Origin of the sequence: Bradyrhizobium sp. NBAIM01, assembly GCF_020194115.1 — a bacterium.
In the GTDB taxonomy this organism is placed as follows: domain Bacteria; phylum Pseudomonadota; class Alphaproteobacteria; order Rhizobiales; family Xanthobacteraceae; genus Bradyrhizobium; species Bradyrhizobium yuanmingense.
Genome location: NZ_JADYVU010000009.1, coordinates 185,906 through 212,534, shown reverse-complemented (window position 1 = coordinate 212,534; position 26,629 = coordinate 185,906). Strand labels below are relative to the sequence as shown.

At 64.6% G+C, this 26,629-nt stretch carries 30 protein-coding genes; 12 read left to right on the top strand and 18 right to left on the bottom strand.

The window, feature by feature from the left end; genetic code table 11:
* Positions 1 to 34: 34 nt before the first annotated feature.
* The 7 genes from I6F31_RS26695 to I6F31_RS26665 form a co-directional block, all read right to left on the bottom strand.
* Positions 35 to 1,228, bottom strand: coding sequence for an AAA family ATPase (locus I6F31_RS26695; protein WP_225150735.1), 1,194 nt, complete (start codon positions 1,226 to 1,228; stop codon positions 35 to 37).
* Positions 1,225 to 2,115 (bottom strand): toprim domain-containing protein, encoded by an 891-nt coding sequence (locus I6F31_RS26690; RefSeq protein WP_225186364.1) that lies wholly within the window; start codon positions 2,113 to 2,115, stop codon positions 1,225 to 1,227. Before I6F31_RS26690 ends, I6F31_RS26695 begins: the two co-directional genes overlap by 4 nt.
* A complete protein-coding gene (locus I6F31_RS26685; RefSeq protein ID WP_225150731.1) occupies positions 2,108 to 2,392 on the bottom strand; it encodes a hypothetical protein in 285 nt (94 codons plus the stop codon). Before I6F31_RS26685 ends, I6F31_RS26690 begins: the two co-directional genes overlap by 8 nt.
* On the bottom strand, positions 2,389 to 2,709 hold the full coding sequence (locus I6F31_RS26680) for a hypothetical protein (protein ID WP_225186363.1): 321 nt from the start codon (positions 2,707 to 2,709) through the stop codon (positions 2,389 to 2,391). The genes I6F31_RS26685 and I6F31_RS26680 overlap by 4 nt, the downstream gene beginning before the upstream one ends.
* Positions 2,710 to 2,778: 69 nt before the next feature.
* Positions 2,779 to 3,009, bottom strand: a complete 231-nt coding sequence (locus tag I6F31_RS26675; protein WP_225150727.1) for a hypothetical protein — start codon at positions 3,007 to 3,009, stop codon at positions 2,779 to 2,781.
* 109 nt (positions 3,010 to 3,118) lie between these two features.
* Positions 3,119 to 3,568, bottom strand: coding sequence for a hypothetical protein (locus tag I6F31_RS26670; RefSeq protein WP_225186362.1), 450 nt, complete (start codon positions 3,566 to 3,568; stop codon positions 3,119 to 3,121).
* Between the two features lie 4 nt (positions 3,569 to 3,572).
* A complete protein-coding gene (locus I6F31_RS26665) occupies positions 3,573 to 4,895 on the bottom strand; it encodes a site-specific integrase (protein WP_225186361.1) in 1,323 nt (440 codons plus the stop codon).
* Between the two features lie 924 nt (positions 4,896 to 5,819).
* Here I6F31_RS26665 and I6F31_RS26660 point away from each other — a divergent pair.
* Positions 5,820 to 6,014 carry a hypothetical protein gene (locus I6F31_RS26660; protein ID WP_036027955.1) on the top strand — a complete coding sequence of 65 codons (195 nt, stop codon included), beginning with the start codon at positions 5,820 to 5,822 and terminating at the stop codon, positions 6,012 to 6,014.
* A gap of 12 nt (positions 6,015 to 6,026) precedes the next feature.
* On the opposite strand, the gene I6F31_RS26655 is transcribed toward I6F31_RS26660, so the two are convergent.
* A complete protein-coding gene (locus I6F31_RS26655; RefSeq protein ID WP_225147913.1) occupies positions 6,027 to 7,199 on the bottom strand; it encodes an OpgC domain-containing protein in 1,173 nt (390 codons plus the stop codon).
* 253 nt (positions 7,200 to 7,452) lie between these two features.
* On the opposite strand from I6F31_RS26655, the gene I6F31_RS26650 reads away from it, so the two are divergent.
* Entirely contained in the window at positions 7,453 to 7,758 is a 306-nt protein-coding gene (locus I6F31_RS26650; RefSeq protein ID WP_024337795.1) for an ETC complex I subunit, read from the top strand.
* 37 nt (positions 7,759 to 7,795) lie between these two features.
* Here the strand turns inward: I6F31_RS26650 and I6F31_RS26645 are convergent, their stop codons facing one another.
* A complete protein-coding gene (locus tag I6F31_RS26645) occupies positions 7,796 to 8,194 on the bottom strand; it encodes a hypothetical protein (RefSeq protein WP_225147914.1) in 399 nt (132 codons plus the stop codon).
* A gap of 182 nt (positions 8,195 to 8,376) precedes the next feature.
* On the opposite strand from I6F31_RS26645, the gene I6F31_RS26640 reads away from it, so the two are divergent.
* Positions 8,377 to 8,871: an Lrp/AsnC family transcriptional regulator gene (locus tag I6F31_RS26640; RefSeq protein WP_225147915.1), complete on the top strand. Its 495-nt coding sequence runs from the start codon at positions 8,377 to 8,379 to the stop codon at positions 8,869 to 8,871.
* A 45-nt stretch (positions 8,872 to 8,916) separates the two neighbouring features.
* Here the strand turns inward: I6F31_RS26640 and I6F31_RS26635 are convergent, their stop codons facing one another.
* Entirely contained in the window at positions 8,917 to 9,945 is a 1,029-nt protein-coding gene (locus I6F31_RS26635; RefSeq protein ID WP_128261788.1) for an AraC family transcriptional regulator, read from the bottom strand.
* A 111-nt stretch (positions 9,946 to 10,056) separates the two neighbouring features.
* On the opposite strand from I6F31_RS26635, the gene I6F31_RS26630 reads away from it, so the two are divergent.
* The 4 genes from I6F31_RS26630 to I6F31_RS26615 are packed head-to-tail and all read left to right on the top strand — an operon-like array spanning position 10,057 to position 15,779.
* Complete coding sequence (locus tag I6F31_RS26630) at positions 10,057 to 11,229, top strand: isovaleryl-CoA dehydrogenase (protein WP_225186360.1); 1,173 nt, start codon at positions 10,057 to 10,059, stop codon at positions 11,227 to 11,229.
* A gap of 24 nt (positions 11,230 to 11,253) precedes the next feature.
* Positions 11,254 to 12,858, top strand: coding sequence for a carboxyl transferase domain-containing protein (locus I6F31_RS26625; RefSeq protein WP_225186359.1), 1,605 nt, complete (start codon positions 11,254 to 11,256; stop codon positions 12,856 to 12,858).
* Between the two features lie 4 nt (positions 12,859 to 12,862).
* Complete coding sequence (locus I6F31_RS26620) at positions 12,863 to 14,866, top strand: acetyl/propionyl/methylcrotonyl-CoA carboxylase subunit alpha (protein WP_225186358.1); 2,004 nt, start codon at positions 12,863 to 12,865, stop codon at positions 14,864 to 14,866.
* Position 14,867: 1 nt separating this feature from the next.
* Positions 14,868 to 15,779, top strand: coding sequence for a hydroxymethylglutaryl-CoA lyase (locus I6F31_RS26615; protein ID WP_225186357.1), 912 nt, complete (start codon positions 14,868 to 14,870; stop codon positions 15,777 to 15,779).
* 105 nt (positions 15,780 to 15,884) lie between these two features.
* On the opposite strand, the gene I6F31_RS26610 is transcribed toward I6F31_RS26615, so the two are convergent.
* The 4 genes from I6F31_RS26610 to I6F31_RS26595 form a co-directional block, all read right to left on the bottom strand.
* Positions 15,885 to 16,811: a dihydrodipicolinate synthase family protein gene (locus I6F31_RS26610; protein WP_036027961.1), complete on the bottom strand. Its 927-nt coding sequence runs from the start codon at positions 16,809 to 16,811 to the stop codon at positions 15,885 to 15,887.
* Between the two features lie 73 nt (positions 16,812 to 16,884).
* On the bottom strand, positions 16,885 to 17,868 hold the full coding sequence (locus I6F31_RS26605; protein ID WP_225125473.1) for a TRAP transporter substrate-binding protein: 984 nt from the start codon (positions 17,866 to 17,868) through the stop codon (positions 16,885 to 16,887).
* 18 nt (positions 17,869 to 17,886) lie between these two features.
* Positions 17,887 to 19,152, bottom strand: a complete 1,266-nt coding sequence (locus I6F31_RS26600) for a TRAP transporter large permease (protein WP_036027963.1) — start codon at positions 19,150 to 19,152, stop codon at positions 17,887 to 17,889.
* Positions 19,152 to 19,760, bottom strand: coding sequence for a TRAP transporter small permease (locus I6F31_RS26595; RefSeq protein ID WP_225186385.1), 609 nt, complete (start codon positions 19,758 to 19,760; stop codon positions 19,152 to 19,154). The genes I6F31_RS26600 and I6F31_RS26595 overlap by 1 nt, the downstream gene beginning before the upstream one ends.
* 231 nt (positions 19,761 to 19,991) lie before the next feature.
* On the opposite strand from I6F31_RS26595, the gene I6F31_RS26590 reads away from it, so the two are divergent.
* Positions 19,992 to 20,675: a GntR family transcriptional regulator gene (locus tag I6F31_RS26590; protein WP_035999625.1), complete on the top strand. Its 684-nt coding sequence runs from the start codon at positions 19,992 to 19,994 to the stop codon at positions 20,673 to 20,675.
* 103 nt (positions 20,676 to 20,778) lie between these two features.
* Here the strand turns inward: I6F31_RS26590 and I6F31_RS26585 are convergent, their stop codons facing one another.
* From I6F31_RS26585 to dctP, 3 genes are read right to left on the bottom strand one after another with little or no spacing between them, the layout of a single operon-like run.
* The gene (locus I6F31_RS26585) at positions 20,779 to 22,137 is read right to left on the bottom strand and encodes a TRAP transporter large permease (protein WP_036045577.1); all 1,359 of its coding nucleotides are present in this window, start codon (positions 22,135 to 22,137) and stop codon (positions 20,779 to 20,781) included.
* Positions 22,134 to 22,688: a TRAP transporter small permease gene (locus I6F31_RS26580; RefSeq protein WP_035999618.1), complete on the bottom strand. Its 555-nt coding sequence runs from the start codon at positions 22,686 to 22,688 to the stop codon at positions 22,134 to 22,136. The genes I6F31_RS26585 and I6F31_RS26580 overlap by 4 nt, the downstream gene beginning before the upstream one ends.
* A complete protein-coding gene (gene dctP / locus I6F31_RS26575; RefSeq protein ID WP_035999613.1) occupies positions 22,685 to 23,707 on the bottom strand; it encodes a TRAP transporter substrate-binding protein DctP in 1,023 nt (340 codons plus the stop codon). The genes I6F31_RS26580 and dctP overlap by 4 nt, the downstream gene beginning before the upstream one ends.
* 327 nt (positions 23,708 to 24,034) lie before the next feature.
* Here dctP and I6F31_RS26570 point away from each other — a divergent pair, with 327 nt between their 5' ends.
* Positions 24,035 to 24,280 carry a pentapeptide MXKDX repeat protein gene (locus I6F31_RS26570; protein ID WP_035999609.1) on the top strand — a complete coding sequence of 82 codons (246 nt, stop codon included), beginning with the start codon at positions 24,035 to 24,037 and terminating at the stop codon, positions 24,278 to 24,280.
* A gap of 120 nt (positions 24,281 to 24,400) precedes the next feature.
* Here I6F31_RS26570 and I6F31_RS26565 read toward each other — a convergent pair whose 3' ends face one another.
* Positions 24,401 to 24,748, bottom strand: a complete 348-nt coding sequence (locus tag I6F31_RS26565) for a DUF6481 family protein (RefSeq protein WP_036027966.1) — start codon at positions 24,746 to 24,748, stop codon at positions 24,401 to 24,403.
* Between the two features lie 264 nt (positions 24,749 to 25,012).
* On the opposite strand from I6F31_RS26565, the gene I6F31_RS26560 reads away from it, so the two are divergent.
* From I6F31_RS26560 to I6F31_RS26550, 3 genes are all read left to right on the top strand, one after another.
* Positions 25,013 to 25,249, top strand: coding sequence for a hypothetical protein (locus tag I6F31_RS26560; RefSeq protein ID WP_225171179.1), 237 nt, complete (start codon positions 25,013 to 25,015; stop codon positions 25,247 to 25,249).
* A 76-nt stretch (positions 25,250 to 25,325) separates the two neighbouring features.
* Positions 25,326 to 25,562 carry a hypothetical protein gene (locus tag I6F31_RS26555; RefSeq protein WP_057029336.1) on the top strand — a complete coding sequence of 79 codons (237 nt, stop codon included), beginning with the start codon at positions 25,326 to 25,328 and terminating at the stop codon, positions 25,560 to 25,562.
* A gap of 172 nt (positions 25,563 to 25,734) precedes the next feature.
* Positions 25,735 to 26,496: a hypothetical protein gene (locus tag I6F31_RS26550; protein ID WP_036028017.1), complete on the top strand. Its 762-nt coding sequence runs from the start codon at positions 25,735 to 25,737 to the stop codon at positions 26,494 to 26,496.
* Positions 26,497 to 26,629: the final 133 nt, after the last annotated feature.

Here is a 26,629-nt window from a genome sequence, read left to right as displayed (position 1 = left end):
TCTGGAGTTACGAGCGTGAAAGCCCTTGCGCCGATCATTGGTCGACCCTCCAGAGCCATTCGGCGCCGTCCTGGGTGGATGCGCTGATGCCGTCGGGAAGATCGTTGAGCAGGCGCTTGAATGCCTTCTGGCGGGCGTCGGTGACCTTTCCGGGCTCTGCCTCGCCGGTGACGTAGCGCCGATAGAACTGGGTGCGGACGTTCTCCACCTCGGTGGCGCGGACCATCGGGCCGTCGTGAAGGACGCGGATGTCCCTGCCGGTGCCGGCGATGGCTTCCGCCACTGCCTCACGAAACACCCGCTTGGACTTCGCCTCGGCCTTGGGCGGCTTGACGCGAATGGCCGATTGTCCGGCCAGGCCGGGAACGACCACAAGCGAGCCGAACGGTTCGCCATCGTCGTCGATGCCCAGATCGTGCGGCTTGAGCTCGAACGGCGCGATCGGCCCCTCCAGGCCGTCGCGGGCCTTTGCCAGCGCCAGCTCGCGGCCGGACACCTTACCGGTCCGGTCGTCGCGGTCAGCAAGCACGCTGAGCACCACGTCAGCGCCACCGCGCCAGAGCGAACCGCCGCGCAGGCCGGCCGCATCCTGCTTGCCGTAGTGGTGCACCGGGATGACTAGGCCGGTGGTGCGCTCCTCGAACTCGCGCAGCTTGCCGATGACCTTGGCGATCTCGGCGTTGCTGTTCTCGTCCTCCATGTGGAAGTTGGCGGCGATCGTATCGAAGAACGAGGCGCCACACCGGACACCAAACCGGGCTTTGATCTTGTCCGCCAGCTCGAGCAATTCGCGTGCGACGCGGTCGACGTCCTCCGCGGTCTTGATCTCCGGCAGGTCGCCGCGCCATGCGATCGGCAGGCTGTTGATGTCGAGGCCGCGGGCCTGGGCGTCGGCGGTCAGGCGGTTGCCGATGTTCTCGGTGCCTTCCTTGCTGACAATGGCCGAGGCCACACGCTCCTTCACCGCACGCTCGAAGAACGGCGATGCGCTCGCGAGCGAATTCGCCATGTGACAGGCCATGAAGGTTTTGCCCGCGCCAGACTGGCCGCCGATGAACAGGATCCCGCGATAGGGCGCGATGCCCTTGATCAGCATCCTGGGTGCGGAAACCTTGTGTTCGGTCAGGAAGTGCCAGCCTCGCGCTGCTGCCGGTTGGGTACCGTCGATGATCTGACGCAGCGCTGCAGGCCCGTTGGCGCGCGCGTAGCCGTTGGCGTCGGTGCTCATGCGGCCTCCTGGTGCTGGGTGAGCAGGATCGGGCGAACCTCGACCCCGCGGCGCTCGACCAGGCCCACGAGCTCGCCGGCGTGGCGGCGGCCGTCGCGATCATCGTCGACCATGATGGTCAGGCTTTCGACATAGGCGGGCAGGGCCTCGGCGAGTGCGGGCAGGCGTGATGCCGCCCCGGCCGCCCAGGCGCCGAGGCCAGTCGCCTCGTGGACGCTCAAGGCGTCTTCGATGCCCTCGGCGATGGCGAGGCCGAGCAGATCATTCACTGGCGCCAGCACGATCGGCGAGCCGGCGGAGCGGCCGATCATGATCTTGTCGGTTTCGGTGCCGGCCTTGCCGCGGCCGCCCGGTGCCAGGCGCGTGATATGCACGCCGCGCAGAGCTTCGGCCGGCATGTGGATAACTCCCGGATCGGGCTCCACGGGCAGGCCGAACGCCGCGATCAAGGCCGGCGGATGCTCGCCGCGTCCCCGTAAAAATCCCAGTGTGCCGGGCAGGGGCCCGCCATAGCCGCGGGTCTCGCGCAGGTAGGTCTCCGCATCAGTACCTGAGATCGCCAGGCGCTGCGACCAGAGCCAAGCCGCTTTCGCCAGGCGCTCGCCAGCGGCCACGCGTTCGCGTTCGATTGCCTCGGCCTGGGCGCGCTGAAGCGCTACAGGATCAGGCGGGGAGGCGTTGCGATCGCGTGATGATCCCTTCTCGCCGCAGCGCGCGCAGTGATAGCCGGCAAAGCCTGGATCGAGGCGCCAGATGCGCAGCACCTTGCGCCGCTGGTTCACCCGGGCTCGCTTGGTCGGGCCGCAGAGCGGGCAGGGCACGTCATGCTGGCCGAGGCGGCCGCTAGTCAGGCTATCGATTGAGGCGAGGTCGAGGTGATCAATCATGCTCACCTCCGCCATCGAGCAGGCCAAGCTCCTGGGCCGTCGCCAGCGCTTTCGCGACACCGGCGGCGAACTCTTCGAGACGCGCCATGCCGATGGTAACGCCGCGTTGTGTTGGAACGCTCCGGCCTTCCTCGTTGGTGCCGAACATGCGGCAATCAAGGAACGTGTGGCCTTCGTAGTGCTTGATCGCAATGACAATGCTCTGCTTGCGATTGCGAGCCGATTTCCAGAATTTCGCGATCTCGATCGGCTCGTCCGGTGTCGGGAGGCGGCTCATGGCGTCACCTGATCGAGTGCTGCGCCGATCGGCGAAGATGGCTCGCCGCGGCTGCTGCGCTTCATGGCAAGCTTGATCGCCGCGAGGTCGGCGCCATGTTGCAAGGCGAAGGAGAGAGCGATCGCGGCGTCTGATGCCAGCGCGTCAAGTGCGCTGTTCGCGTGAGCGGCGTTGATGAAGATTTCGCCTAGCCGGCCATCGGCGTAATAGCCCGCTGTCATGGTGAAGTCGGCGCCGGCGTGCTCGAACGAAAGCGTTTCGGAGGCTCTGCGGTTTGGCAGGCGTTGACGCGCGATTCCGGTTTGCTGTAAGGGCATGTTGCTGATCTCGACGTGATTGCGGCCGGTCTCTGGGGTGGTGCCCAGGCCGGCCGTTGCTTTTCGGGATTAGGCTGCGGGTGCTGCGAGTTCGCCGCGGGTCAGCTTGCGGAGCTGTCCGACGTTTGCGCCCTTCTTGCCAGCGCTGATCGGGAAAGTCGGAATGGGCGGGTTGCGGCGCCAGGTCCGTTCGGAGATCCCGGACACCAGCGCGCAAATCTTGAGCGATGTCGCTGCGCTGTCGGGCAAGCGCTCGAAGCGATCAAGGATCGCGATTTCTTTCTCGGACAAGCGGGGCATCGACACGGCTCCTTTGGTTCGGATGGCCGTGAAGTTGCGTGATGTCCGCGTGCGCTTGCAGTCTAGTCCTTTTGCAAAAAATCCTGCTGTAGGTTTTTCCGAGAAAATCCTACAGGCCGCCGTTCGTTATGAGCGGGCGTCGGCGCCACACAGCGTCTTCCGAGACCGGCCCATCCCACGTGCCGGCTTCAATTGCCTTGCGCCGCTCGCGGAGCAGTTCGCGTATGTATGCTTCAATGGTTTCTCGGCTCGGCTTGCGCCTCGGCGTAAGCTGCTCGTCATCGGGGAGCTTTGCGTTCTCCGCTTCGATCTGCCTAGCCAACTCGCGAACGTTCGGCTCGAGCATGTCGTCGTACCGCTCGATCAGACGCCAACCCTTCAGCTTGTTGAGCTCGTTCTGGGTTGTTGGCTTTGCCCATTTCTCAAACATCGCTCTCGCTACGTCGAGACCATGCGCTTCCTCAATTTCGTGGAACAGGAAGCTGACGCGCATGGCTGCGCCGGTCTTGGTCGTGGTCGGATTGGATTGCAGGAAAAGCTTCTTCAAATTTTCCGACATCGCGTCATGCCTCCGCCCGCTTCAGAGGGGTGACGTTGCTGTCGGCCGCGACGATCCAGGCGAGGTGATCGGCCCAGAGGTTCAGCGCCTCGACGCGCTCGCGCAAGTATAGCGCTCTGTTGTAGACGCCGCCGACGCCGCTCTTGCCGCTCTGATGACTGGACACATGGTTCAGAATGGCCTCGACTACGTGCGGCAGTATGCCCAGGCGATCGTTCATCAGCGTCGACATGGTCCGGCGCAAGTCGTGCGGTCGCCAGTGATCCAAGGACTTACCGAGATCCTTTTCGATGCGCGCGTCCAGGCGCTCCTTACAGCGGGACCAGCCAGAGAAGCCCTGTTGACCGATGCCGAACACGAACTCGCGGAGGCTTCCATCGCTGTTGGTTCGCCGGGTCTGCGCGCCCACGATCGCAAAGGCCGGCTTCGATAGCGGTACGATGTGCGGCCGCTTGTTCTTGGTGCGCTCGGCCGGCAGGTCAATTGCGTCGATGTCGAAGGCCGGCAGCTTGATCGCGTCTGTGACGCGCTTTTCGGGCACTGTCGCCATGGTGATCTCGGGCCAGCGGAGGCTTGCAATCTCATCAGCACGCTGCCCGGTGAGCATCATCAATTTGAGAATCGCCCCGTGGTGATCGTCGCCGGCGTGCTTCCAAATCGCGCGAAGCTCGTGATCCTTGAGGACGCGGTCGCGGCTGACCTCCTCGGCCTTTGCTGTGTTGAGGACGGGGTTGTCCTCGATTCCATCGAAACCCTCAGACATGGCCCAGCCGAAAAAGTCGGAAAGGGTTGAGCGGACACGATTCGCCGCCACCGGGCCGCTGTTCGTCCTGATCGTGCCGATCAGTTCCGCGATGTCCCGACGGCTGATCTTGGCGGCCTGGAGCCCGTTGAGCGGCTTGGCGTGCTTCAGGATGTGGCGCTCGGTCTCGGTGTAGGTGCCCGGTCGGGTGGTTTCCTTCTTCGCGGCTAGGAACTTCTTGGCGACAGCCTCGAAGGTGTCGCTCGCCCGCTTCCGGCTCTCGGTCTTGTCGCCGGCAGGATCCTCACCAAGCTTCACTTTGGCGTGAAGCTGGGCGGCGTGCTCGCGGATGCCGAGTTTCACTCGCCCGTCAGCGTCCTTGACTGACTTGAAGCTCTCCGGCGTGGCGGAGCCGAGGCTCATGCGGCGCTGCTTGTCGCCGAGGGCATACTGGAAGACCCAACTCCTCGAGCCGCCGGCGCGCACGCGTAGGCCGAAGCCGGGGATGTCATCGTCGAAGAAAATCTTGTCCGTCTCGCCGGCCCTCAGCCGCGCCGCTCCAAAGCCCTTCGCCGTCAACTTCATCGGTTGCCCCCTGCCTGGGAAGACTATGGGAAGATGCAGGCTGTCCGTAGTTGGCCGCGAGTGTCCGTCCAGACTGCTGGTCTGGTAGGATTCTGAGTGATTTGCGAGGGGGTTGCTAGTCTATTTGTCCTTCGGTGGCCGCCTTGTCCACCGTCGCAACCAGTTTTGGGTACTGCAGGTCGTTGGTTCGAATCCAGCTGCCCCGACCAGTCCCGGGCGGCGCTGGCCTAGAGGTCAGCATCCAACCGGCAATGGCCAGGCATCTACGCGTCCGGCCTCCGCTTCGCGCGGAAATCAGCAAAGCCTCATCGAACCTTCGCCCGTCGCGATAGACAAATCCGTGTTGGGGATTTCAGCGCCCAATGTCTAAACGGACGCCGCCAAGCGATGAATATTCCGCTTGCGCGGCGTTGCGTTTTGTCCGCCGCGCTCGTCAGTTCGAGGCGTACCAGCCGGGCGGAAATGGCACGTACGGCCAGGCCATCTGATTGTCGTTGGCGGCTTGCGGCGGCCGTTGCGACGCCATGCTCACGATTGGCGCGGGCGGGATCACGCGCAACGCGAGGCGCAGACGCGCACATTGCAATTTCATCATTGTCGTCCCCCCAGCAATCTACTTGCTTCCAAACGTCCGATCGTCTGCAAAGTTCAGTCTTAAAATCGCCCTGCGCCGAAACGGCGCGCCCGTCCTCAAATCACGGGCATTCTAGAAAAACCGGCGCGGGCTTTCAACCAAACGCGCCGCTCCATCCCAAGAAGTAAGGTTGATCGGCAAGGTTAAAGGCGAGCGGCTGTTGCGGCCGTTTGGCTGGCTGCTATCAGGTCGGTCCCGGCTCGCGATGGGCTGTCCATTCTGTGCCACCACAGATGATTGTTCGTCGCGGCGCGCGGATCAGCCTAAGTTCTGCGCCAGCGAGTTCTGCCATGTCTATTGACCGCAACATCGGGACCATCGGTCCGCAGTCAAACTGGACCGAGATCTGGCACCTCTGGACGGTGATCGTGCCGCGCCGCTCCATCAACGGGCAGTTCGTGCTCGGCAAGGTCTGGCGCCGCCATGACGGCCGCGACTGGATCTACAAGAAGTTCACCGAGTTCGACGGCGAAGAGGCGGCCTAACTGCCGCCTCTCTCAGGCCGCCTTCGCCTCCGCAGCCGGCTTGGCCGGCGGCGGCTTCAGCGGCTTGTCCTGCTTCTTCGACCACGAGATGTAATAAGCCACCGTCGTCATGATCGCGATGCCGGCGACGCTGACGAAGATCTGCGCGAGCAGCGACCCTGAGCTCATCGACAGCTCGAAATGACCGACGAAGGACAGGAACACGCCGACGCAGAACACGGCGAGCGACTGCTGGCCACAGACGATCAAGGGGTCGAACACCTTCCACTCCAGCCCCGGCCACTCCTTCGGCACGAAGCGGATCACCAGGATCACGATCACCACGAAGTGGAGGAAGCGATACGGTGCGAGGTTGGTCTTGTCATTGGGGTTGAAGGTCGAGAACAGCCATTCCGGGAACATGCCGCCGAAGGTGGGGAAACGGCCGGCCATGGTCATGACCAGCGCGAACAGGAGATAACCGAGGCAGACCCACAGCGTAACAGGCGAGTTGATCAGCGCTGCCGAGCGCCGCGCGCCGCCCATGGAGCACCAGGCGCCGAACACGAACAGCACCTGCCAGCAATAGGGGTTGAAGTACCACTGGCCGGCCGGATAGGCGGTCAGGTTCCAGCCGTTATGGCGCGCGGCGAGCCACAGCACGATCGACAGGATCATCGTCAAATCGGGCTTGCGCAGCATGAACCACAGCACCGGCGGAAACAGGCCCATCAGCACGATGTAAAGCGGCAGCACGTCGAGGTTGAGCGGCTTGAAGCGCAGGAACAGGCCCTGGCGCAGCGTCTCGGTGGCGTTGTCGACGAGGCCGGCGACGTTGAACTCGTTGATCATCTCGGAATCGCCGAAGCGCAGCGCGAGATAGCTGATCGAGGCGATGTAGATCACGAACAGGATGATGTGGGCGACATAGAGCTGCCAGACCCGCTTGGTCAGTCGGGTGGCACCGACGATGAAGCCGCGGTCCAGCATCATCCGTGCATAGACGAAGGAGGCGGTGTAGCCGGAGATGAAGACGAACAGGTCGGCCGCGTCGGAAAAGCCGTAGTTGCGGGTCGTGATCCAGTTCACGACGTTGTCGGGGATATGGTCGAGAAAGATCGCCCAGTTTGCGACACCGCGAAACAGGTCGAGCCGGAGGTCGCGACCCTTGTCGGGAAGTGTGGCGCTGACGTTCAGGAAGGCCATGCGTCGGGAGCTTTCAGAGAGGACAGAAGCACGGAGATCGATGAAACCGGGCCGCCAAACGGGGTCCCAGGATGAAACGCGGGTACGCAATTGTCACGGTGCAGCATAATGACTATACCGTTGGCGAGGGTTGCCGGGGCCGGAATCAGGATCAGTTCCCAACCGGCTTCTCTATACTATCCCCGAGATTTCCACCAACTGCCACCGTGACGCATCGAAATCGAACGGAAAGACCAAGAGGCCCGGACCAGTCATGACCGCACGCATTTTCAAGCCCGCCAAGAACGCGATGCAATCCGGCCGGTCCAAGACCAGGGAATGGCAGCTCGATTACGAGCCGGAGCAGCCGCGGTCGGTCGAGCCGCTGATGGGCTGGACCTCGTCGGCCGACATGAAGCAGCAAATAACGCTGCGCTTCCACAGCAAGGAAGAGGCGATCGCCTATTGCGAGCGCAAGGGCATCGCCTATCAGGTGATCGAGCCCAAGGAGTCGATCCGACGGCCGGTCGCCTATGCCGACAATTTCTCGTTCCGCCGCGGCGAGCCCTGGACGCATTGAGGGGCGGGCGGCCGCTCTGGAAACCCTGGCATCGGTTTCAGACCAGCTCCTTCCAGATCACCGTCGTGGAACGGAATGCGTACCGTCGATCGGCGAGCAAGAGGGGAAGATGCCAAGGAAGTCCAACTAAGATTACGGCGAAGGCGGCGACTGGCGCTCCGTATTCGGGGCGAGCTGCTGCGAACCGTATGCTGGCAATCACCAGCGTTGCGATCAGGTTGAGCGTGAACAAGGGAAAGGCCGACTGCCAAAGTCGCTCGGATAGTATCGGCCGCTGGAATGCGTAGCCAAACAAGCCGACAAGCTGAGCAATAGTCAGCGTCAGAATGACGTAGTCTGCCAACGGGTAGATCGGGTGCGGCCCATCGACGAGGATAAGGCCGACGCTCCCCAAGGTCGTAACGCCGAACAGCACAAAGTAAAGTTTCCAAAGCATCCCGCAGACCGTGCATTGCTGCGGCTCCTATAGCTCCGGGCGACACGTTTCGCAATTGCATCTACTGCGCGAAGACGCGTGCGGTAGCGCCACAAGATCGGCCAGGGATCCGTCCGGCCCTTGGCAGCCATTTCCCACCGTGCTTCGCTGCCCCGCATGACACGACCAGGACGAGGTGGGGTATGGGGGGGCGTGACCAGCTCGACGGCGTCGATCTGAAGATATTGTCCGAGCTGCAGCAGGATGGGCGGGTTCGCAACAACGAGCTGGCGCTGCGGGTCGGCGTGTCCGCGCCGAACTGCTTGCGGCGGCTGAAGTCGCTGTTCAGCCGCGGCGTGATCCGGGCGGTTCGCGCCGTGATCGACGAGCGGCTGCTCGGCTACGAGGTGGTGTCGTTCGTCTCGATCCAGCTCGGCAGCCAGGCCCAGCCGGTGCTGGAGGCGTTCGAGAGCTCGATCGCCGCAATCCCGCGCATCCAGCAATGCTGGCGGATTTCCGGCGACACCGACTATCTGCTCAAATGCGTGGCCCCGAGTGTCGAGAGTATGCGGCAGCAGCTCCTGCATTTCGCCGCGATGCCTAACGTCAAGAACGTGCGCAGCTTCCCCGTGCTCGGGGTTGCCAAGGACGTGCCGCTGCCATTGCAGGAGGTCGCGGTGGCAGAGCCGGCGGGGTAGGGCTCCGAATATTCCACGATCAAGTCTGAATCTCAGAAAAGCGCCTCAGCGATACCGCCCCCGAAACTCGCGCGGGGAGGTGCCGGTCCAGGTCCGAAAGGCCCGCGAAAAGCTCTTCTCGTTGCGGAAGCCGGCGATCTCGGCGATGCGCTTGATCGGCGTGCGGCCGCGCATCAGCTCCTGTTTGGCCAGCTCGAATTTCGCCTCCTCCTTGAGATCGCGCAGCGAGGTGGACTCCTCGCGCAGGCGGCGATGCATCGTGCGGGTTGATAGCGCGAGCTCGCGCGCGACGTCCTCGGCGCCGAGGACCCGTCCGCGCGCTTCGCGCAGCACGCGGCGGACGCGCTCGACCAGCAGGCGGTCGCGCCGGTACGGCAGCACGGTGAGCCGGAGCGCGCCCTTGAGCATGTTGTCGAGATCGGCCGCGCTGCGCGTCAGCGGTAGCGACAGATAGTGCTTGTCGAAGACGATGGCCGCGCGGTCCGCGTCGAAGCGGACGCTCCGGCAAAAGATGGTCGGATAGACCGAGACGTGGCCGGGCTCTGAGTAAGGAAACTCAGCCGCGCGGAGCGCGATCTGGGAGTCGACAGCCCAGCATGAGAAGCCGAGCACGTAGCGGAACAGCGTGACGAGGCAGAACTCGCGGAAGGGTCCGAGGTCACGGAGCTGACGGATCGACACGACGGCGGTCTCTTCGCCAACCTCGAGATCGAGCAGCACATCCTCTGTGACCAAGCGGTGATGCCGGCACCAGCGCTTGAGCGCGACCTCCAGCGTCGGTGCGGTGATCGAGGCCCGGCACAGCATGCCATAGGTGCCCCATGGCAGCCGGCGCGAGAACCAGCCAAGCGCCTCGTCATCGAGCTCGCGCATGGCATGGCCCGCCAGCGCTTCGAACTGGGCCGCGGTCACACGCCCATCAGGAGAATTCACAAGCTCCGGCGCGACCTGACCCCGGCTCAAGGCTTCGGCGGGATCGCGGCCGTAATGCTCGTACGCGGCCACCACGCCGCGGACGAAGGCGGCGGGCGTGACGGCGCGGCGCGGAATCGCGGTGGCGGCTTGAAAAGGCATCGGAATTCCTTTCGGAAATCCTCGCCAAGTTTGGCGGAAAATGCAACCTTTTCGACTGCAAGAGGGCCGGGACCGGGCTAGTTTCGGAGCCCAAAATACGGAGGACTCGCCTTGAACATCCCGAGCATCGATTTCGATCTGGGCGAAGACATCAGCCTGCTGCGCGACACCGTTCGTTCGTTCGTGGAGGCGGAGATCACCCCGCGTGCCGCCGAGATCGAAAAGGCTAATCTTTTCCCCGCAGACCTCTGGAAGCGCTTCGGCGACCTCGGCCTGCTCGGCATGACCGCGCCGGAGCAATATGGCGGCTCCAATATGGGCTATCTCGCCCATATCGTCGCCATGGAGGAAATCTCGCGCGGTTCGGCGGCCGTGGCCCTGTCCTACGGCGCCCATTCCAATCTTTGCGTCAACCAGATCCGCCGCAACGGCAATGACGCGCAGCGGCAGCGTTATCTGCCGAAGCTGATCTCAGGCGAATATGTCGGTGCGCTCGCGATGTCCGAGCCGGGCGCCGGCTCCGACGTGGTCTCGATGAAGCTGCGCGCCGACAAGCGCGGCGACCGCTACGTGCTCAACGGCTCCAAGATGTGGATCACAAACGGCGGCGATGCCGACGTGCTGGTGGTCTATGCCAAGACCGATCCGGAGGCCGGGCCGCGCGGCATGACCGCGTTCCTGGTCGAGAAGGGTTTTAAGGGCTTCACACACGGCCAGCATCTGGACAAGCTCGGCATGCGCGGGTCCAACACCTATCCGCTGTTCTTCGACGATTGTGAGGTGCCGGAGGAGAATGTGATGGGCAAGGTGGGCGAGGGCGTCAAAGTGCTGATGTCCGGCCTCGATTACGAGCGCGCGGTGCTCTCGGGTGGCCCGCTCGGCATCATGGCGGCCTGCATGGATGCGGTGGTGCCCTACATGCACGAGCGCAAGCAGTTCGGCCAGCCGATCGGCGACTTCCAGCTGATGCAGGGCAAGCTCGCCGACATGTATGCGACCTGGCAGGCCACGCGCGCCTATGTCTATGCGGTGGGCCGCGCCTGCGACCGCGCCGACCACGCGCGCACCCTGCGCAAGGACGCGGCTGCTGCGATCCTCTATTCCGCGGAGAAGGCAACGTGGATGGCGGGCGAAGCAATCCAGGCGCTGGGCGGGGTCGGCTATACCTCCGAATTCCCGGTCGGGCGCCTGTGGCGCGATGCAAAGCTCTACGAGATCGGCGCGGGCACCTCGGAGGTGCGCCGCATGCTGATCGGCCGCGAGCTGATGGCCGAGACGGCTTAAGTCCTTCACCCCATTGGAATCACCATGCCGCTTCATTCCAGCATCGATCCGTCGTCATCAGATTTTGCACGCAATTCCGAGGCCATGCGCGGCCTCGTCGCGGACTTGCGTGAGAAACTCAGCGAGGTCGCCGGCGGCGGCGGCGAGGCTTCGCGCAAGCGCCACACCGCGCGCGGCAAGATGCTGGCACGCGAGCGCGTCGACCTCCTGGTCGATCCCGGCACCTCGTTCCTGGAGCTATCGCCGCTCGCAGCCTATGGCCTCTATGGCGGTGACGTGCATTCGGCCAGCGTCGTCACTGGCGTTGGGCGCATCTCGGGCCGCGAATGCGTGATCGTCGCCAACGATGCCACCATCAAGGGCGGCACCTACTACCCGATGACGGTGAAGAAGCATCTGCGCGCGCAGGACATTGCGCGGCAGAACAATCTGCCCTGCGTCTACATGGTGGATTCCGGCGGCGCCTTTCTGCCGCTGCAGGACGAGATCTTTCCGGACGAGCGGCACTTCGGCCGCATCTTCTACAATCAGGCGCAGATGTCGTCGCAGGGCATTCCGCAGATCGCGATCGTGATGGGCTCCTGCACCGCCGGCGGTGCCTATGTGCCGGCGATGTCGGACGAGAGCATCATCGTGCGCAACCAGGGCACCATCTTCCTCGGCGGCCCGCCACTGGTGAAGGCCGCGACCGGTGAGGTCGTCAGTGCGGAGGAGCTCGGCGGCGCCGACGTGCATTCGCGGCAATCCGGCGTGACCGATCACTACGCCCAGAACGATGCGCATGCGATCGGCATCGCCCGGCGTATCGTCGGCACGCTCAAGCCTTCCGCGCGGCCGAACCTGAACATGCATAAGCCGCGCGATCCGCTGTTCGCGGCGGAGGAAATCTACGGCGTGGTGCCGGTCGACGGCCGCAAGCCGTTCGACGTGCGCGATATAATCGCGCGCATCGTCGACGGCTCGGAGTTCGACGAGTTCAAGAAACTCTATGGCACGACGCTGGTGTGCGGATTCGCCCATATCTGGGGCTATCCGGTCGGCATCATCGCCAACAACGGCATTCTCTTCAGCGAGAGTTCGCTGAAGGGTGCGCATTTCATCGAGCTGTGCTGTCAGCGCGGCATTCCCCTGGTATTCCTGCAGAACATCACCGGCTTCATGGTCGGCAAGAAGTACGAGGCGGGCGGCATCGCGCGCGACGGCGCCAAGCTCGTCACGGCGGTTGCGACGGCGTCGGTGCCGAAATTCACCGTCGTGATCGGCGGCTCCTACGGCGCCGGCAATTATGGCATGTGCGGCCGCGCCTACTCGCCGCGTTTCCTCTGGATGTGGCCGAACGCGCGCATCTCGGTGATGGGCGGCGAGCAGGCCTCGATGGTGCTGAGCCAGGTCCGGCGCGACAATATCGAAGCCAAGGGCGACAGCTGGTCCAGGGAAGAGGAAGACAAGTTCCGCGAGCCCATTCGCGCGCAATATGAGAGCCAGGGCCACCCGTACTACGCGACCGCGCGGCTGTGGGACGACGGCGTGATCGATCCGGCCGACACGCGTCTCGTGCTCGGCCTTGGCCTCTCGGCGGCATCGAATGCGCCGCTCGAGCCGACGAAATTCGGCCTGTTCAGGATGTGATGTGATGGACCGCTCAAAACTCTACCGGCGTTTCCGCACGCTCCTGGTCGCCAACCGCGGCGAGATCGCCTGCCGCGTCATCCGCACCGCCCGTGCGATGGGCCTGCGCACGGTCGCGATCTATTCCGAGGCCGATCGCGAGGCGATGCATGTCGCGCTCGCCGATGAGGCCGTATTGCTCGGGCCCGCCCGCGCCCGCGACAGCTATCTCAATATCGAGCGCTTGATCGAGGCCGCGCGCAAGACCGGAGCGGAGGCCGTGCATCCCGGCTACGGCTTCCTCTCCGAGAATGCCGAGTTCGCGCAGGCTTGTTATGACGCCGGCCTCGTCTTCGTCGGGCCGACCGCCGGGATGATGACGGCAATGGGCTCGAAATCCGGCTCGAAAGAGCTGATGGAGAAGGCCGGCGTGCCGCTGGTATCAGGCTATCACGGCGAGGCTCAGGACGAGGCGACGCTCGCCAAGGCGGCGGACAAGATCGGCTTTCCCGTGCTGGTGAAGGCCTCCGCCGGTGGCGGCGGGCGCGGCATGCGCATCGTGCGGTCCGCCGATGAGTTGGCGCCGGCGATCGTCAGCGCCAAGCGCGAGGCCAAGGCCGCCTTCGGCGACGACCGCATGTTGATCGAGAAGTACGTCGACAATCCCCGGCATATCGAGGTGCAGATCATCGGCGACAGCCATGGCAATCTGCTCTCGCTGTTCGAGCGCGAATGCACGCTCCAGCGCCGGCATCAGAAGGTGATCGAGGAGGCGCCATCACCGACGCTCAATGCTGCGCAGCGCGAAACCGTCTGCGCCGCCGCGCGAAAAGCGGCGGGCGCGGTGAACTATGTCGGTGCCGGCACCATCGAGTTCGTCTCCGACGGCAAGGACGTGTTCTTCATCGAGATGAATACGCGCCTGCAGGTCGAGCATCCCGTCACCGAGCTGATCACCGGCATCGACCTAGTCGAGTGGCAGCTGCGCGTTGCCTTCGGCGAGGCGCTGCCGCTCAAGCAGGATGAGATCAGGCTCAACGGCCATGCCGTCGAGGCGCGCGTCTACGCCGAGAACCCGACCAAGAACTTCATGCCGTCGGTCGGCAGGATCTCGACCTGGCGGTTGCCGGCGGAGACCGGGGGCTTGCGCATCGACGCTGGCTATCGCGAGGGCGATACGGTCTCGCCGTATTATGACGCCATGCTCGCCAAGGTGATCGCGTGGGCGCCGACGCGGGACGTCGCGATCGAGCGGCTGAACCGCGGGCTGGAGGAGTCCGACGTCCGCGGCATCGTCACCAACATCCCGTTCCTGTCGGCGCTGATGACGCATCCGAAGGTGCGGGCGAATGCGATCGACACCGGCTTCATCGAGCGCGAGCTGGCGGTGCTGACCGCCGCGGCGCCGGCGCCCGGAGAGCTCGAGCTCTGCGCCGCAGTTGCCGCCATCGTCAACGAGGAGCGGCAGACCGCGCATGCGGAGGCGAGTTCGCCGTGGCAGACCTTCGGCTGGCAGCCGGTCGGTCGCCGCCAGCGCAGCTTTGCCTTCCGTGTCGGCCATGGTCCGGAGCAGAAGATCGCGCTGAACTATGGCAGCGGACCGTCGACGCTGGTGATCGGCGACCGCGAGCTGGCGTTCACGATCGCAGCGAAGGATGGGGGCTTCGATCTGACGCTCGACGGCGTCAAATCGTCGGTGGCAGCGGTCATCGATGGCCATGAGCTGTACCTGCGCACGCGCAACGGCCGCTTCGACCTGCATTGGGTGGATCCGTTCGGAGGCGAGAGCGAGGAGCATGTCGGCGAGGACAAGATCGCAGCACCCTTGCCGGGCACGGTGGTTGCCGTGCTGGCCGAGGAGGGGGCCGAGCTGGAGAAGGGCGCGCCGATCCTCACGCTGGAAGTGATGAAGATGGAGCAGACGCTGCGCGCGCCCTATGCCGGCGTGCTGAAATCTATCAAGTGCAAGGTCGGCGACATCGTGCAGGAGGGCGTCGAGCTCGCTATGGTCGAACCTGCAGGGGAATGAGATGAGCGATCCGGTCCGCATCATCGAAATGGGGCCGCGCGACGGCCTTCAGAACGAGAAGACGTCCGTCAGCGTCGAGGCGCGCATCGCCTTCATCGAGGCGCTCGTGGCGGCCGGGCTGGATACCGTGGAGGTCGGCGCCTTCGTCTCGCCCAAGGCTATCCCGCAGATGGCAAGCTCGGATGCCGTGCTGCGCGGCGTCGCGCATGTGAAGGGCGCCGAATTCCACGTGCTGGTGCCGAACGAGAAAGGCTATGACGCCGCGCGTGCCGCGGGCGCGAAAGTGGTCTCCGTGTTCGCGGCGGCCTCCGAGGGGTTTTCCCGGGCGAACATCAACTGCACGATTGCGGAGTCCATCGAGCGCTTCAAGCCGGTGCTGGCGCGCGCCAGGGAGGATGGCGTCAAGGTGCGCGGCTATATCTCCTGCGTGCTGGGCTGTCCGTTCGATGGCGAGATCAAGCCGAAGGCGGTCGCCGATCTCGCGCGCACGCTGTTCGAGCTCGGCTGCTACGAGATCTCGCTCGGCGACACAATCGGTGTCGGCACGCCAGCCAGGGCCAAGGAGATGCTGCGCGCGGTTGCGGCCCACATTCCCGCAGCCAGGCTCGCGATGCATTTCCACGACACTTACGGCCAGGCGCTCGCCAACCTCTATGCGGGCCTGGAGGAGGGCGTCCGCGTCATCGACGCCGCTGCCGGCGGGCTCGGCGGCTGTCCCTATGCGCCGGGCGCGACGGGGAACGTCGCGACCGAGGACGTCGTCTACATGCTGGAGGGTATGGGCGTCAGGACGGGTGTCGATATGGAGAAGCTGCTGGCGGCGACGAACGCGATGAGCGGCGTGCTCGGCAAGCCGCCCGTGAGCCGCGTGGCCTCCGCGCTGAACGCGAAGAAGAAGCGGGCTGACTCCTAGTTCTCCGTCATTGCGAGCGAAGCGAAGCAATCCAGAGTCTTTCCGCTGAGGCGGTCTGGATTGCTTCGTCGCAAGGGCTCCTCGCAATGACGACCGAGAGAGTTTTCAAGCCGCCTTCAGCCCGACATCCGGCAGGCGCGGGCGGTTCTTCAGCGCCTTGGCCATCAGGGCCTCGACCTCGGCCTTTTCCTGCGGCAGCAGTGCCAGGCGCGGCGGGCGGGTCAGGGCGGTGCCGCGGCCCATGATGTGCTCGCACAGCTTGATGCACTGGACGAGGTCCGGGCGGGCATCGAGGTGCAGCAGCGGCATGAACCATTCGTAGAGCGGCATCGCCTCGGCGAAGCGCCCGGCCTTGGCGAGGCGGAACAGGGTCTCGCCCTCGCGCGGGAAGGCGTTGGACATGCCGGAGACCCAGCCCACAGCGCCCATGGCGACGCTCTCGACGATGACGTCGTCGAGACCTGCGAACAGCACGAAGCGGTCGCCGACCATGTTGCGGGTGTCGATGAAGCGTCGCGTGTCGCCGGAGGAATCCTTGAAGCAGACCACGGTCTCGACGTCGGCGAGCGAGGCCAGGATATCGGGCGTAACGTCGTTCTTGTAGATCGGCGGGTTGTTGTAGAGCATCACGGGAAGGTCAGTCGCGGAGGCAACGGCGCGGAAATGCGCGGCGGTCTCGTGCGGCTTGGAGGAATAGACCAGCGCCGGCATCACCATGACGCCGTCGATGCCGACGCGTGCGGCTTCCTTCGCGGTCTCCACCGCAAACGCGGTGGTGAATTCGGCGATGCCGCACAGCACGGGCACGCGGCCCTTCGCGACCGACTTCGCCGCTTCCATGATCGCGACCTTCTCCTTGCGCTCGAGCGAGGTGTTCTCGCCGACCGAGCCGCAGACGATCAGGCCGGAGACGCCGTCGCGGATCAATCCGTCCATGACCTTGGCGGTCGCGTCGATGTCGAGCGAGAGATCGTCGTGGAATTGGGTGGTGACGGCCGGGAAGACGCCTTCCCAGGCAACGCGGCGGCTCATGGTTTAACTCCAGGGGTATGTGCCGGCGGGGGGCTGGAGCCGCCGGCTTTTGTGAAAGGGATGGGGAACGGGATCAGAGCGTCGCGCCGACCTTGCGCAGCTCGGCGAGGACGGGGGCCTTGGGCAGCCAGATCTTGTCGAACTCGGCGATGACGGCCTCGGTGTCCTTGGCGTCGACCTGGCGGATCGGGATCGGTGCTTTCTTGAAATTCTCGATCAGCGTGGGCTCGTTGCCGGCGAGCTCGTCGATCTGCGCGTCCAGCGTCGCCTTGATCGTTTTCGTGATCAGCTCGCGGTCGGCGGCGGGCAGCGATTGCCAGACGCGGCCGGAGACGACCGCGGCCATCGGCATGAAGACGGCGTTCATCTGCAGGATCACCTTCGACACCTTGTCGAAACGCTGGTTCCAGGAGAATTCGAGATCGGCCTCGAGACCATCGACTTGGCCGTTGGCCATGGCGTCGAACACTTGCGGCGTCGGGATCGGCGTCGGCGCCGCGCCGAGCGAGGAATAGAAGTCGCGATAGACCGGCGTCGGGTTGATGCGCAGCTTCATGCCCTTGATGTCGGCGAGCGAATTCAGGTCCTTGGAGGAGAACACCGCGCGCATGCCGGTGATGCCCCAGCCGAGCCCGATCGTGCCGGTCTCCTGCGGCAGCACCTCGAACAACTTCACCGCCGCCGGATGCCGCACGAACTTTGCCACCGCCGGCGTCGAGCGCACGATGTAGGGCGCGTTGATCGCGGCGATGTGCGGCACGCGGGAGCCGAGCTCGGCGGCCTGGATGAAGCCCATGTCGAGCGCGCCGGACTGCAATTGCTGCATCATCGCGGTCTCGTTGCCGAGCTGGCCGGCGTGGAAGACGGTCAAGGTCAGGCGGCCGTTGGTGGCGGCCTTGAGCTCGTCACCGAATTTGAGCGCGGCCTTGTTCCAGGAATGGCCGTTCGGCGTGATCAGGCCGAGACGGAATTCCTTGGCCTGGGCGAGCGCCAGCGACGGGGCGAACACCGAGGCGGCGGCACTGGCGGCGAGAAAGTGGCGGCGTGAAAGCGGCATCGTGGGACTCCTTTGGGCCTATTTGACGAGGATCAGCGAGAGCGATGGGTACAGCGAGAGCAGCACCAGGAGGATGCAGGCGATGACGAAGAAGGGCAGCGTCACCATGAACATCCTGCCGGGCTTGGCGCCGGTGACGGCGGCCGCGACGAAGAAGCAAAGCCCGACCGGCGGCGACAAAAGGCCGAGCACGAGGTTGATCACCACGACGACGCCGAATTGCCGGGGGTCGATGTGATAGATCTCGGTTGCGACCGGCAGCAGGATCGGCACCGTCATGATCAAGCCGGGAATGCCGTCGATCACCGTGCCGATCAGCAGCAGGATGACGTTGCAGATCAGCATGAAGCTGACCGGATCCTTGGCGACGGTCTGGATCCAGGCTGCGGTCTCCTGCGGCACCTTGCCGAAGATCAGCACCCAGGAGAACACCGCGGCGGCTGCGACCAGAAACAGCACGATCGCCGAGTAGATCGCGCTGCGCAGCATCATCTGCGGCAGCTGCGAGAACTTGAACTCCTTGGTCCAAAACTTTCCGACCAGGGCCGCGGCCACGGCGCCGACGGCCGCGGATTCCGTGGCGTTGGCGAGGCCGCCGAGAATAGTGCCGACGATGACGATCGGGATCAGCAGCGTCGGCGAGGTCCGCAGGATGGTCATCACGCGCTGGCGCGGCGTCTGGTAGTCCGCGCGCGGATAGTTGTAGATGTAGCCCATCAGCGCGATGACGAGGCAGAACATCACGGTGAGGATGACGCCCGGGACGATGCCGGCGATCAGCATGTCGCTGACCGAGACCTGCGCCAGCACGCTGTAGACCACGAACATCACCGAGGGTGGGATGATCGGGCCGAGCATGCCGCCATAGGCGGTCAGGCCGGCCGCGAAGGTCTTGTCGTAGCCCTTCTTCTCCATCTCGGGGACCATGATCTGCGCCATGATCGCGACCTGCGCGGTCGCCGATCCCAGGATGGACGAGATGAACATGTTGGCGAGGATGTTGACGTAGGCGAGCCCACCCTTGAGCGAGCCGACGAAGGCCATCGCCATGTCGACGATGCGCCGCGTGATGCCGCCGCCATTCATGATCTCGCCGATCAGGATGAAGAGCGGGATCGCGATCAGGCCGTAGCTGTCGACGCCGCCGAACAGCTGCAGCGGATAGGATTGGAACAGCACCGGGTTGCCCGAGGCGGCGATGTAGACGAGGCCGGCGAGGCAGAGGCAGAGGCCGATCGGCACGCCGACCAGCATGAAGGCCATGAAGGCTGCTGACGTGATCATCAATTGACCCCGTCGAGCTCGGAGAGCTGGAAGCCCTTCGGCGGCGTGCGCGGGACCAGCTCGAGATCTTCAAGCAAGTTGGCGAGACCATGAACGGTCATCGACACCGCGAAGATCGGCAGCGTCAGATAGAGCACCCAGGTCGGCCAATTCAGCGTCTGCGTGCGCTCGGTGTAGAGGAAGTTGAAGGTCTCGGCGGCAAGCTTGCGCCCGTCGAAGCCGGCGCGGGCGAGGCCGACCGGGTCCATCCAGAGCACGCAGGTGACGATCAGGGCGACGCCGAACACCACGACGAGGCCGGTCGAGATCACTTTTGCAAATTTCTGGTGCTGAGCGGACAATCGCTCCGTCAGCATCGTCACCGCAAAATCGAGCCGCAGCCGCGTCATCGCGGATGCCCCGATGAAGGTCAGCCAGACCACGCAATAGACGGCGGATTCATCGATCCAGTAGATCGGGAAATGCGAGTAGCGGGTGACGACATTCACCAGGATCAGTCCGGTGAGCAGGTACATCAGGCCCATCAGCGCGAGCCGCTCGCAGGCCAGCAGGGCACTCGACATCCGGACGATCATGCGTTGGAGGCTGAGTGCGCGCGTGGCCGGCATGGTCTGCTCGATCATGAAAGAGGCCCCAACCCCCTGAAGATTTGTCGTGCGATTGCCAAATGTATAATTTATACATTTTGGGAGTCAAACGGAGTTTGCGGTCATTTCGGCGGCAGGGCGCGCGTTTGCTGGGCATTATGCTTGTGGCGCCCCGGCTTTTGCCGGACAGCTCGACATGCAAGACAGGGACCGCGTCGGCCGCGCGAGTCGGGAAGGACATCGGACGATCAGATGAAACAGCCTCTGAAGCATCGCACCCTGTCGGCCGCGATCGTCGACCAGCTCCGCCAGGCAATTCTCGACGGCACTTATCCGGCCGGATCGCAGCTGCGCCAGGACGCGTTGGGCGAAGCCTATGGCGTCAGCCGCATCCCGGTGCGCGAGGCGCTGTTCCAGCTCGAGGCGGAAGGCTTGGTGCGGATCGTGCCGCAGAAGGGCGCCATCGTCTCGGAGCTGTCGTTGGATGAGATCAACGACGTGTTCGACCTCCGTCGTATCCTGGAGCCGCGACTGCTGGCGCAGTCGGCGCCGCACTTCGCCACGCAGGATTTCGATGGGCTCGACGACATCCACCGGAGCTTCGAGAAGGCGATCAAGGCGCGCAACGTCAGTGAATGGGGCCAGCTCAATGCCGACTTCCACATGGCGCTCTACGTCCACGCCCCGCAGCCGCGCACGCGCGCGATCGTGCTGTCGCTGCTGCAGACCAGCGACCGCTACACGCGGCTACAACTCTCCAACACCAAGTCGATGGGCATTGCCGAGAAGGAGCACGCCCATCTGATCGCGCTCTGTCGTGCGCAGAAAGTAGAGGAGGCCTGCCGCTTCCTGGAGCGGCACATCGAGGCCGTGCGCAAAGACCTGCTGCAGGTGGTGGCGAACGCGCCGAAGTCGCGGCGGAAGGAGAAATCGTAGGGTGGGTTAGCCGAAGTCGTAACCCACCGCTGTTCGTCTCCGCTGCGACAGAAGAGGTGGATTACGCCTTCGACTAATCCACCCTACAGGCCGGCGATCGCTTCTACCTGCTCCCGTCCGGCCCCATCACGAGGTCCGGCAGCCAGGTCGAAATCCCCGGCACCAGGCACAGCAGCAGCACTGCAAGCATCATCAAGAGCACGAAGGGCAGCGTACCCCAGATCACCTCGCGCAGGGGAATATCGGGCGCGACGTTGCGGATGACGAAGATGTTGAGGCCGACCGGCGGATGAATCAGCCCCATCTCCATCACGATGGTCATGACGACGCCGAACCAGATGATGTCGAAATTGGCGGCGCGGAGCGGCGGCAGGATGATCGGTGCCGTCATCAGGATGATCGAGACCGGCGGCAGGAAGAAGCCGAGCACCACGACCATGACGAGGATCGCGAACAGCAGCTCCCAGCGCGGCAGATGCATCGCGACGATGGATTCGGCGACCGATTGCGAGATGTGCAGATAGCTCATCACGTAGGAATAGAGCAGCGACATGCCGATGATCATCATCAGCATGGTCGATTCCCGGATCGTCGACTTCATGATCGGCGCGAGGTCGCTCGGCCGCCATACGCTGTAAATTGCAGCGATCAGCGCCAGCGCCAGGAGGCCGCCGAGGCCCGCGGTCTCCGACGGCGTGGCGTAGCCGCCATAGAGCGCGACCATGACGCCGGTGAGCAGCAGCACGAAGGGGATCACGCGCGGCAGCACGCTGAAGCGCTCGGCCAGCGTATACTCGTCGCGGGTCAGGATCGCAGCCTCCGGCCCGCCGTTCTTGTAGACCGCTTCGGCCGCCGCATATTCCTGGCGGAAGCGGATGACGGCATAGATGCCGAACAGCGTGACCAGCAGCAGGCCCGGTCCGATGCCGGCGAGGAACAGCCGTCCCAGCGACTTTTCGGCGGCGACCGCGAACAGGATCATCGTGATGGAGGGCGGAAGCAGGATGCCGAGCGTGCCGCCGGCGGCGATGATGCCAGCGGCAAAGCCGCCGGAATAGCCGCGCTTGCGCATCTCGGGGATACCGGCCGAGCCGATGGCCGAGCAGGTCGCTGGGCTCGAGCCCGCCATCGCCGCGAACAGCGCGCAGGCGAACACGTTGGCGACGCCGAGCCCGCCGGGCACGCGATGCAGCCAGGCATGCAGCGCCGAATAGAGGTCCTGGCCCGCGCGCGACTTGCCGATCGCCGCGCCCTTCAGGATGAAAAGCGGGATCGACAACAGCGTGATCGAGGCCATCTCCTCGTAGACGTTCTGCGTCACCGTATCGAGCGAGGCCGAGGGCATGAATATGGCCATGAACACCACCGCGACCGCGCCGAGCGCGAACGCAATGGGCATGCCCGAGAACATCACCAGCAGCGTCACAATGCCGTAGGCGAGGCCGATGCCGAAAACGCTCATGGCCGCTTGGCTCCGGTGAAGGGCAGCGCAAGCTGCACGAGGATCTGGAGGCAGAGCAGGCTCATCCCGAGCGCCATCAGCGAGTAGGGGATGGCGAGCGGCGGCGACCACATCGAGTTGGAGACCTGGCCGTCGACATAGGCTTCGTGCGCCAGTGTCCACGACTTCCAGGTGAAGAAGGCGCAAAACAGGAACGTGGCGGCATCGACCAGCCAGAGCCGGACCTGGTTCGCGAATGGCGAGAGCAGGCCGACGAAGGCCTCGATGCCGATATGACCGCGGTTCTGCTGCACATAGGCCGCCGTCATGAAGGTCGCGCCGACCAGGAGGAATACGGCGGCCTCGTCCTGCCAGTAATTGGCCGCCTTGTATAAGGCGCGACTGAGCACGCTGTAGCTCAGGATCGCGCAGGCCGCGACCAGTGCGATCGCGGCGAACACGACGATGATGCTGTTGAGGACGGCGAGACCGCGATCGATCGCCGCCGCAGGGCCGGTCCCCGCGGCAACGCTCGTCCGGTCGTCACGATCCGGAAGCGGACCGTGGCTCATGCTGCGACGTCGATGGCGAGCTTGAGCAGGTTTGCGGCGGTCGCGGTCTTGGCGCTGTAGTCCTTCCACGCGGTGTCGCGGGCGATGTCGCGCCATTTTCCGACGGTGGCGGCGTCGAGCGCCGAGACCTTGGCCCCGGCCTTCTCATAGACCTTGGCGACCTCGACGTCGTCATCCTGCGCGCCCTTGCGGCCGAAGGCTTCGAGCTCGGTGCCGACCGCGAGCAGGATGTCCTGATGGTTCTTCGGCAGCTTGTCGAAGATCGCCTTCGACATCATCAGCGGCTCGAGCATGAACCAATAGGAGGCGCCCGCGCCCGAGGTCAGCGACTTCGCGACCTCTTCCAGGCGGAACGAGATCAGGCTGGTCGAGGAGGTGATGCCGGCATCGCAGGCGCCGGTCTGCATCGCCGCGTAGATCTCGTTCGACGGGACCGACAACACCGAGGCGCCGGCGGTCTGCAGCACCATGTCCATCTCGCGCGAGCCGCCGCGCACCTTGAGGCCCTTGGCGTCCTCCGGGGCGACGATCGGCTTGGAACGGCTGGCAACGCCGCCGGCCTGCCAGACCCAGGTGAGCAGGATGATGCCCTTGTCGGCCAGGAAGTCGGTCAGCGCCTTGCCGACGGGCTCCTTCTTCCAGCGCAGACCCTGATCGTAGTTGGTCACGAGGCCCGGCATCAGGCCGATATTGGTCTCCGGCACTTCGCCGCCGGCATAGGGCATCGGATAGAGGCTGATGTCGAGCGCACCCTTGCGCATGGCGGAGAACTGCGCGTTGGTCTTGATCAGCGAGGAGTTCGGATAGATCTCGGCGGCAATGTCGCCATTGCTGCGCTTATTCACTTCGGCGGCGAACATGCGGCACAGCCGGTCGCGGAAATCGCCCTTGTCGATAGTGCCGCCTGGGAACTGATGCGAGATCTTCAGCGTGGTCGCGGCCTGCGCGGTGCCGGTGCCGAAGCGGAGAATGGCAGGTGCCGCGACGGCGGTCGCGAGCAGATGGCGGCGCGTGAACATGATGTAATCCCCTTGGGCGTTTCTTTGGGCGTTTCTCGGAGTGTTTTTGGCAGAGGTGATTTGAACTGGGTTCTTCGCGACCGCGGGGCCAATCCAAGCCGGTCTCCATCCGATGGTCTTTCATCTGATAGTTCGAGACAGAGTGCCGCGGCAAGTGCCGGTTGTGCTGCGCTGCAGCACATCCGATCCATGCGGGCTCGCCAATCAACGAGGGCGGCTGGCCGCAGAAATTTATCGATGGTCAGCGTAACAACGCCACACGGCTATCCGTCGAGACAGGATAGCGGCGTCCGTCGCTGACAAACAAATCACGAAGGAAGATGAACCATGACCATTCGCACCCGCATCGTGCTCGGCGTCTCGGCTGCCGCTCTCTCGCTAGGCCTCGCGTTTGCGCCGGCCGCCTTTGCTCAGGACAAGATGGGCAAGGATGATGGCATGATGAAAAAGGACACGATGTCCAAGGACGGCATGATGAAGAAGGACCACATGTCCAAGGACGACGGCATGAAGAAGGATCACATGTCGAAGGACGGCATGAAAAAGGACGACGGGATGATGAAGAAGAACTGATCCCGGGTCGTCATCGCGCAACGCCCCTTGGGCGGGCCGCGTCCTCTCGAATTCCGGCGGCATTTGAGGCCGCCGGAATGATGGCTCAGTTCAAGTTCAATTGAACGTGACCAGCGTGTTTTACTTGCGCTTAGCCTTGCGGGCGGCGTAGCGCGCATCGCGCTTGGCCTTCTGCTCGGCCTCGAGCGCAGCCTGCTTCTCGGCGGCTTCCTCGGCTTCCCGCGCGATCCGCGCAGCTTCGGCTGCCTTGGCCTCTTCCTCGAGGCGCTTCTGCTCAGCCTTTTCGGCCTCGCGCGCGGCCTTTGCCTCGGCGCGCTTGGCCGCGAGGGCCTCACGCTCGGCGCGCTTCGCCGCCACCGCGGGATCATCCGGCCCCGGCTGCGACTTGAACTTGTTCAAAAGATTTTTGCGGGCGTCCTGCGCCGCCTTTTGCCGGTCTGCAAAGCCGGGTTCCCTGAATCCACTCATCGACGAGCCTTGTCTTCCTCGCTTTCGATCCTACATCGGTGCCTGTTGGTAAGTCGGCTGGGCATAGCAGGCGCCACGCGACGCAGAAGCGTGTACATCGGCGCGCGTCGCGAAGCCACCCATAATCGCAGCCGATCAGGTCAACGAAAAATCGCCCCCCGACGATCTCTCGTAGCCCGAAAAAACTGCCGAATTGTGATGTCCCTCATAAGGGAGCACATGGGCGACGCCTAGCGTCCGCCCCGTACGAGACGGAGCACGGGCATGACGATCTCAAGACCAAGCCTGAAGGCGCTCGCGATTGCCGTCGTCCTGGCAGGCGTGACCGGCGCCGCGCTGCTGCTGGCTCGTCCGCAGCCGGTTGAAAGTGCGGTCCTGGGAGCGGATTGGGAATGCACCCAGACCGCATTCGTGCTCACGAGTTGCGCACCGCGCGTTCAGGAGGCAATTCCGGCGGTCGAAACCTTGCGCAAGGATGCAATCCAGCAGACCCGGGGCTGAATTGGGCCGGACGATCTGGATGTGACGCGACGCCGCAGAGGTGGTAAAGCCAGCGCGCCAGCGTGACCAGGCGGCCATGTCGAAGCCAGAGTCCAGATCCGAACCGGGCGAGGAGCCCCATCCTCGACCGAACCGTCAGCCCAAGCCTCCGTCCGGCGGCGACCGCCGCGGCGCGCTGGCAGGATTGATCATCGCGGTCGTGATCCTCGGCGTCGGCTGGTGGCTTGCCCGGGATTTGACGGCAGCCAGCAAGATGCAGGATTGTCTGATGTCCGGGCGAAGCAATTGCAATGTGATCGAGCCGGCTCGCTAGGCGCGCTCTACAGCATGGCCATGGGGCCGAAAAAATGCCCTGATCTTAATCATTTGTAACGGGACTTAGCCGATCAAGCAGGGCAGTGATTTCGGCCGGCATCAGCCCGGCGCGCGGCGATTCGCCGATCGCGCCCGGGATTCACGGCCATGAGAGCAGGGGGCGAGCACGCATGAGTGCGTCCAAACATCTGAAGATCTTCATTCCCTTGGTTTCGGCCACGTCGCTGCTCGCGCTGTCGGCGCAGGCGCAAGAGGCCAGGTCCCGGCAAGAGGTCGTCCAACCGCCGGCCGGGCCGGCAGCAGGCGCGCCGCCACAGGCCAATCCGCCCATGCGCAAGGGCCCTCCGCCGCAGCAAGCGACCAGGCCTGCGCAGCCCGGCGGTCAGCCCCATGCGGGTCACAACGCCGGGGGCCCGCCGCCCGGACGTCACGTCGCGCGCGGTCCTGCTCCCACACGTGATTGGGGTGGGCACACCTATCGCGGCAACCTTGCCTGGGAGGGCGGACGCTGGCGCCACGACGTCCGCCATGGCCGATCCGGCTGGTGGTGGGACGTTGGCGGCGTCTGGTATTATTATCCGCAGCGTATGGCCGGCCCGCCCGCCTACATTTCAGAGGACTATATCGACGACGTGCCGGTGGTCTACGCCCGGCCTCCGGTGGCCTATGCGCCGCCACCTCCGCCGCCGCCACCGCCGGCCGATCCCGGCGCCAGCGCGCTCGGCGGCGCGCTCGTCGGCGGCCTGCTGGGCGGACTGATCTCGGGCAATGCAACCGGGGCCGCCGCAGGCGCGGTTCTTGGCGGCGCGACGGGCGCGATTGCTGGCGCGACCGCAGCGTCCCAGCCCGGCTATTACTGGGCGCAGGGCACCTGCTACTACCGCTATCCGAACGGCCAATATGTGCAGGCCGATCCCCGCGCCTGCTATTGAGTTTTGCAGGCAGGATCGGACCATTGGAGGCGGGCTTCGGGCCCGCCTCATCCTTTTGCACGCCGGCGGTTGCTATGAATTGGCTCTGGTGCTCGTCGCCCCCTCACGTCAATCTCAAAGAAAAATGACGGGA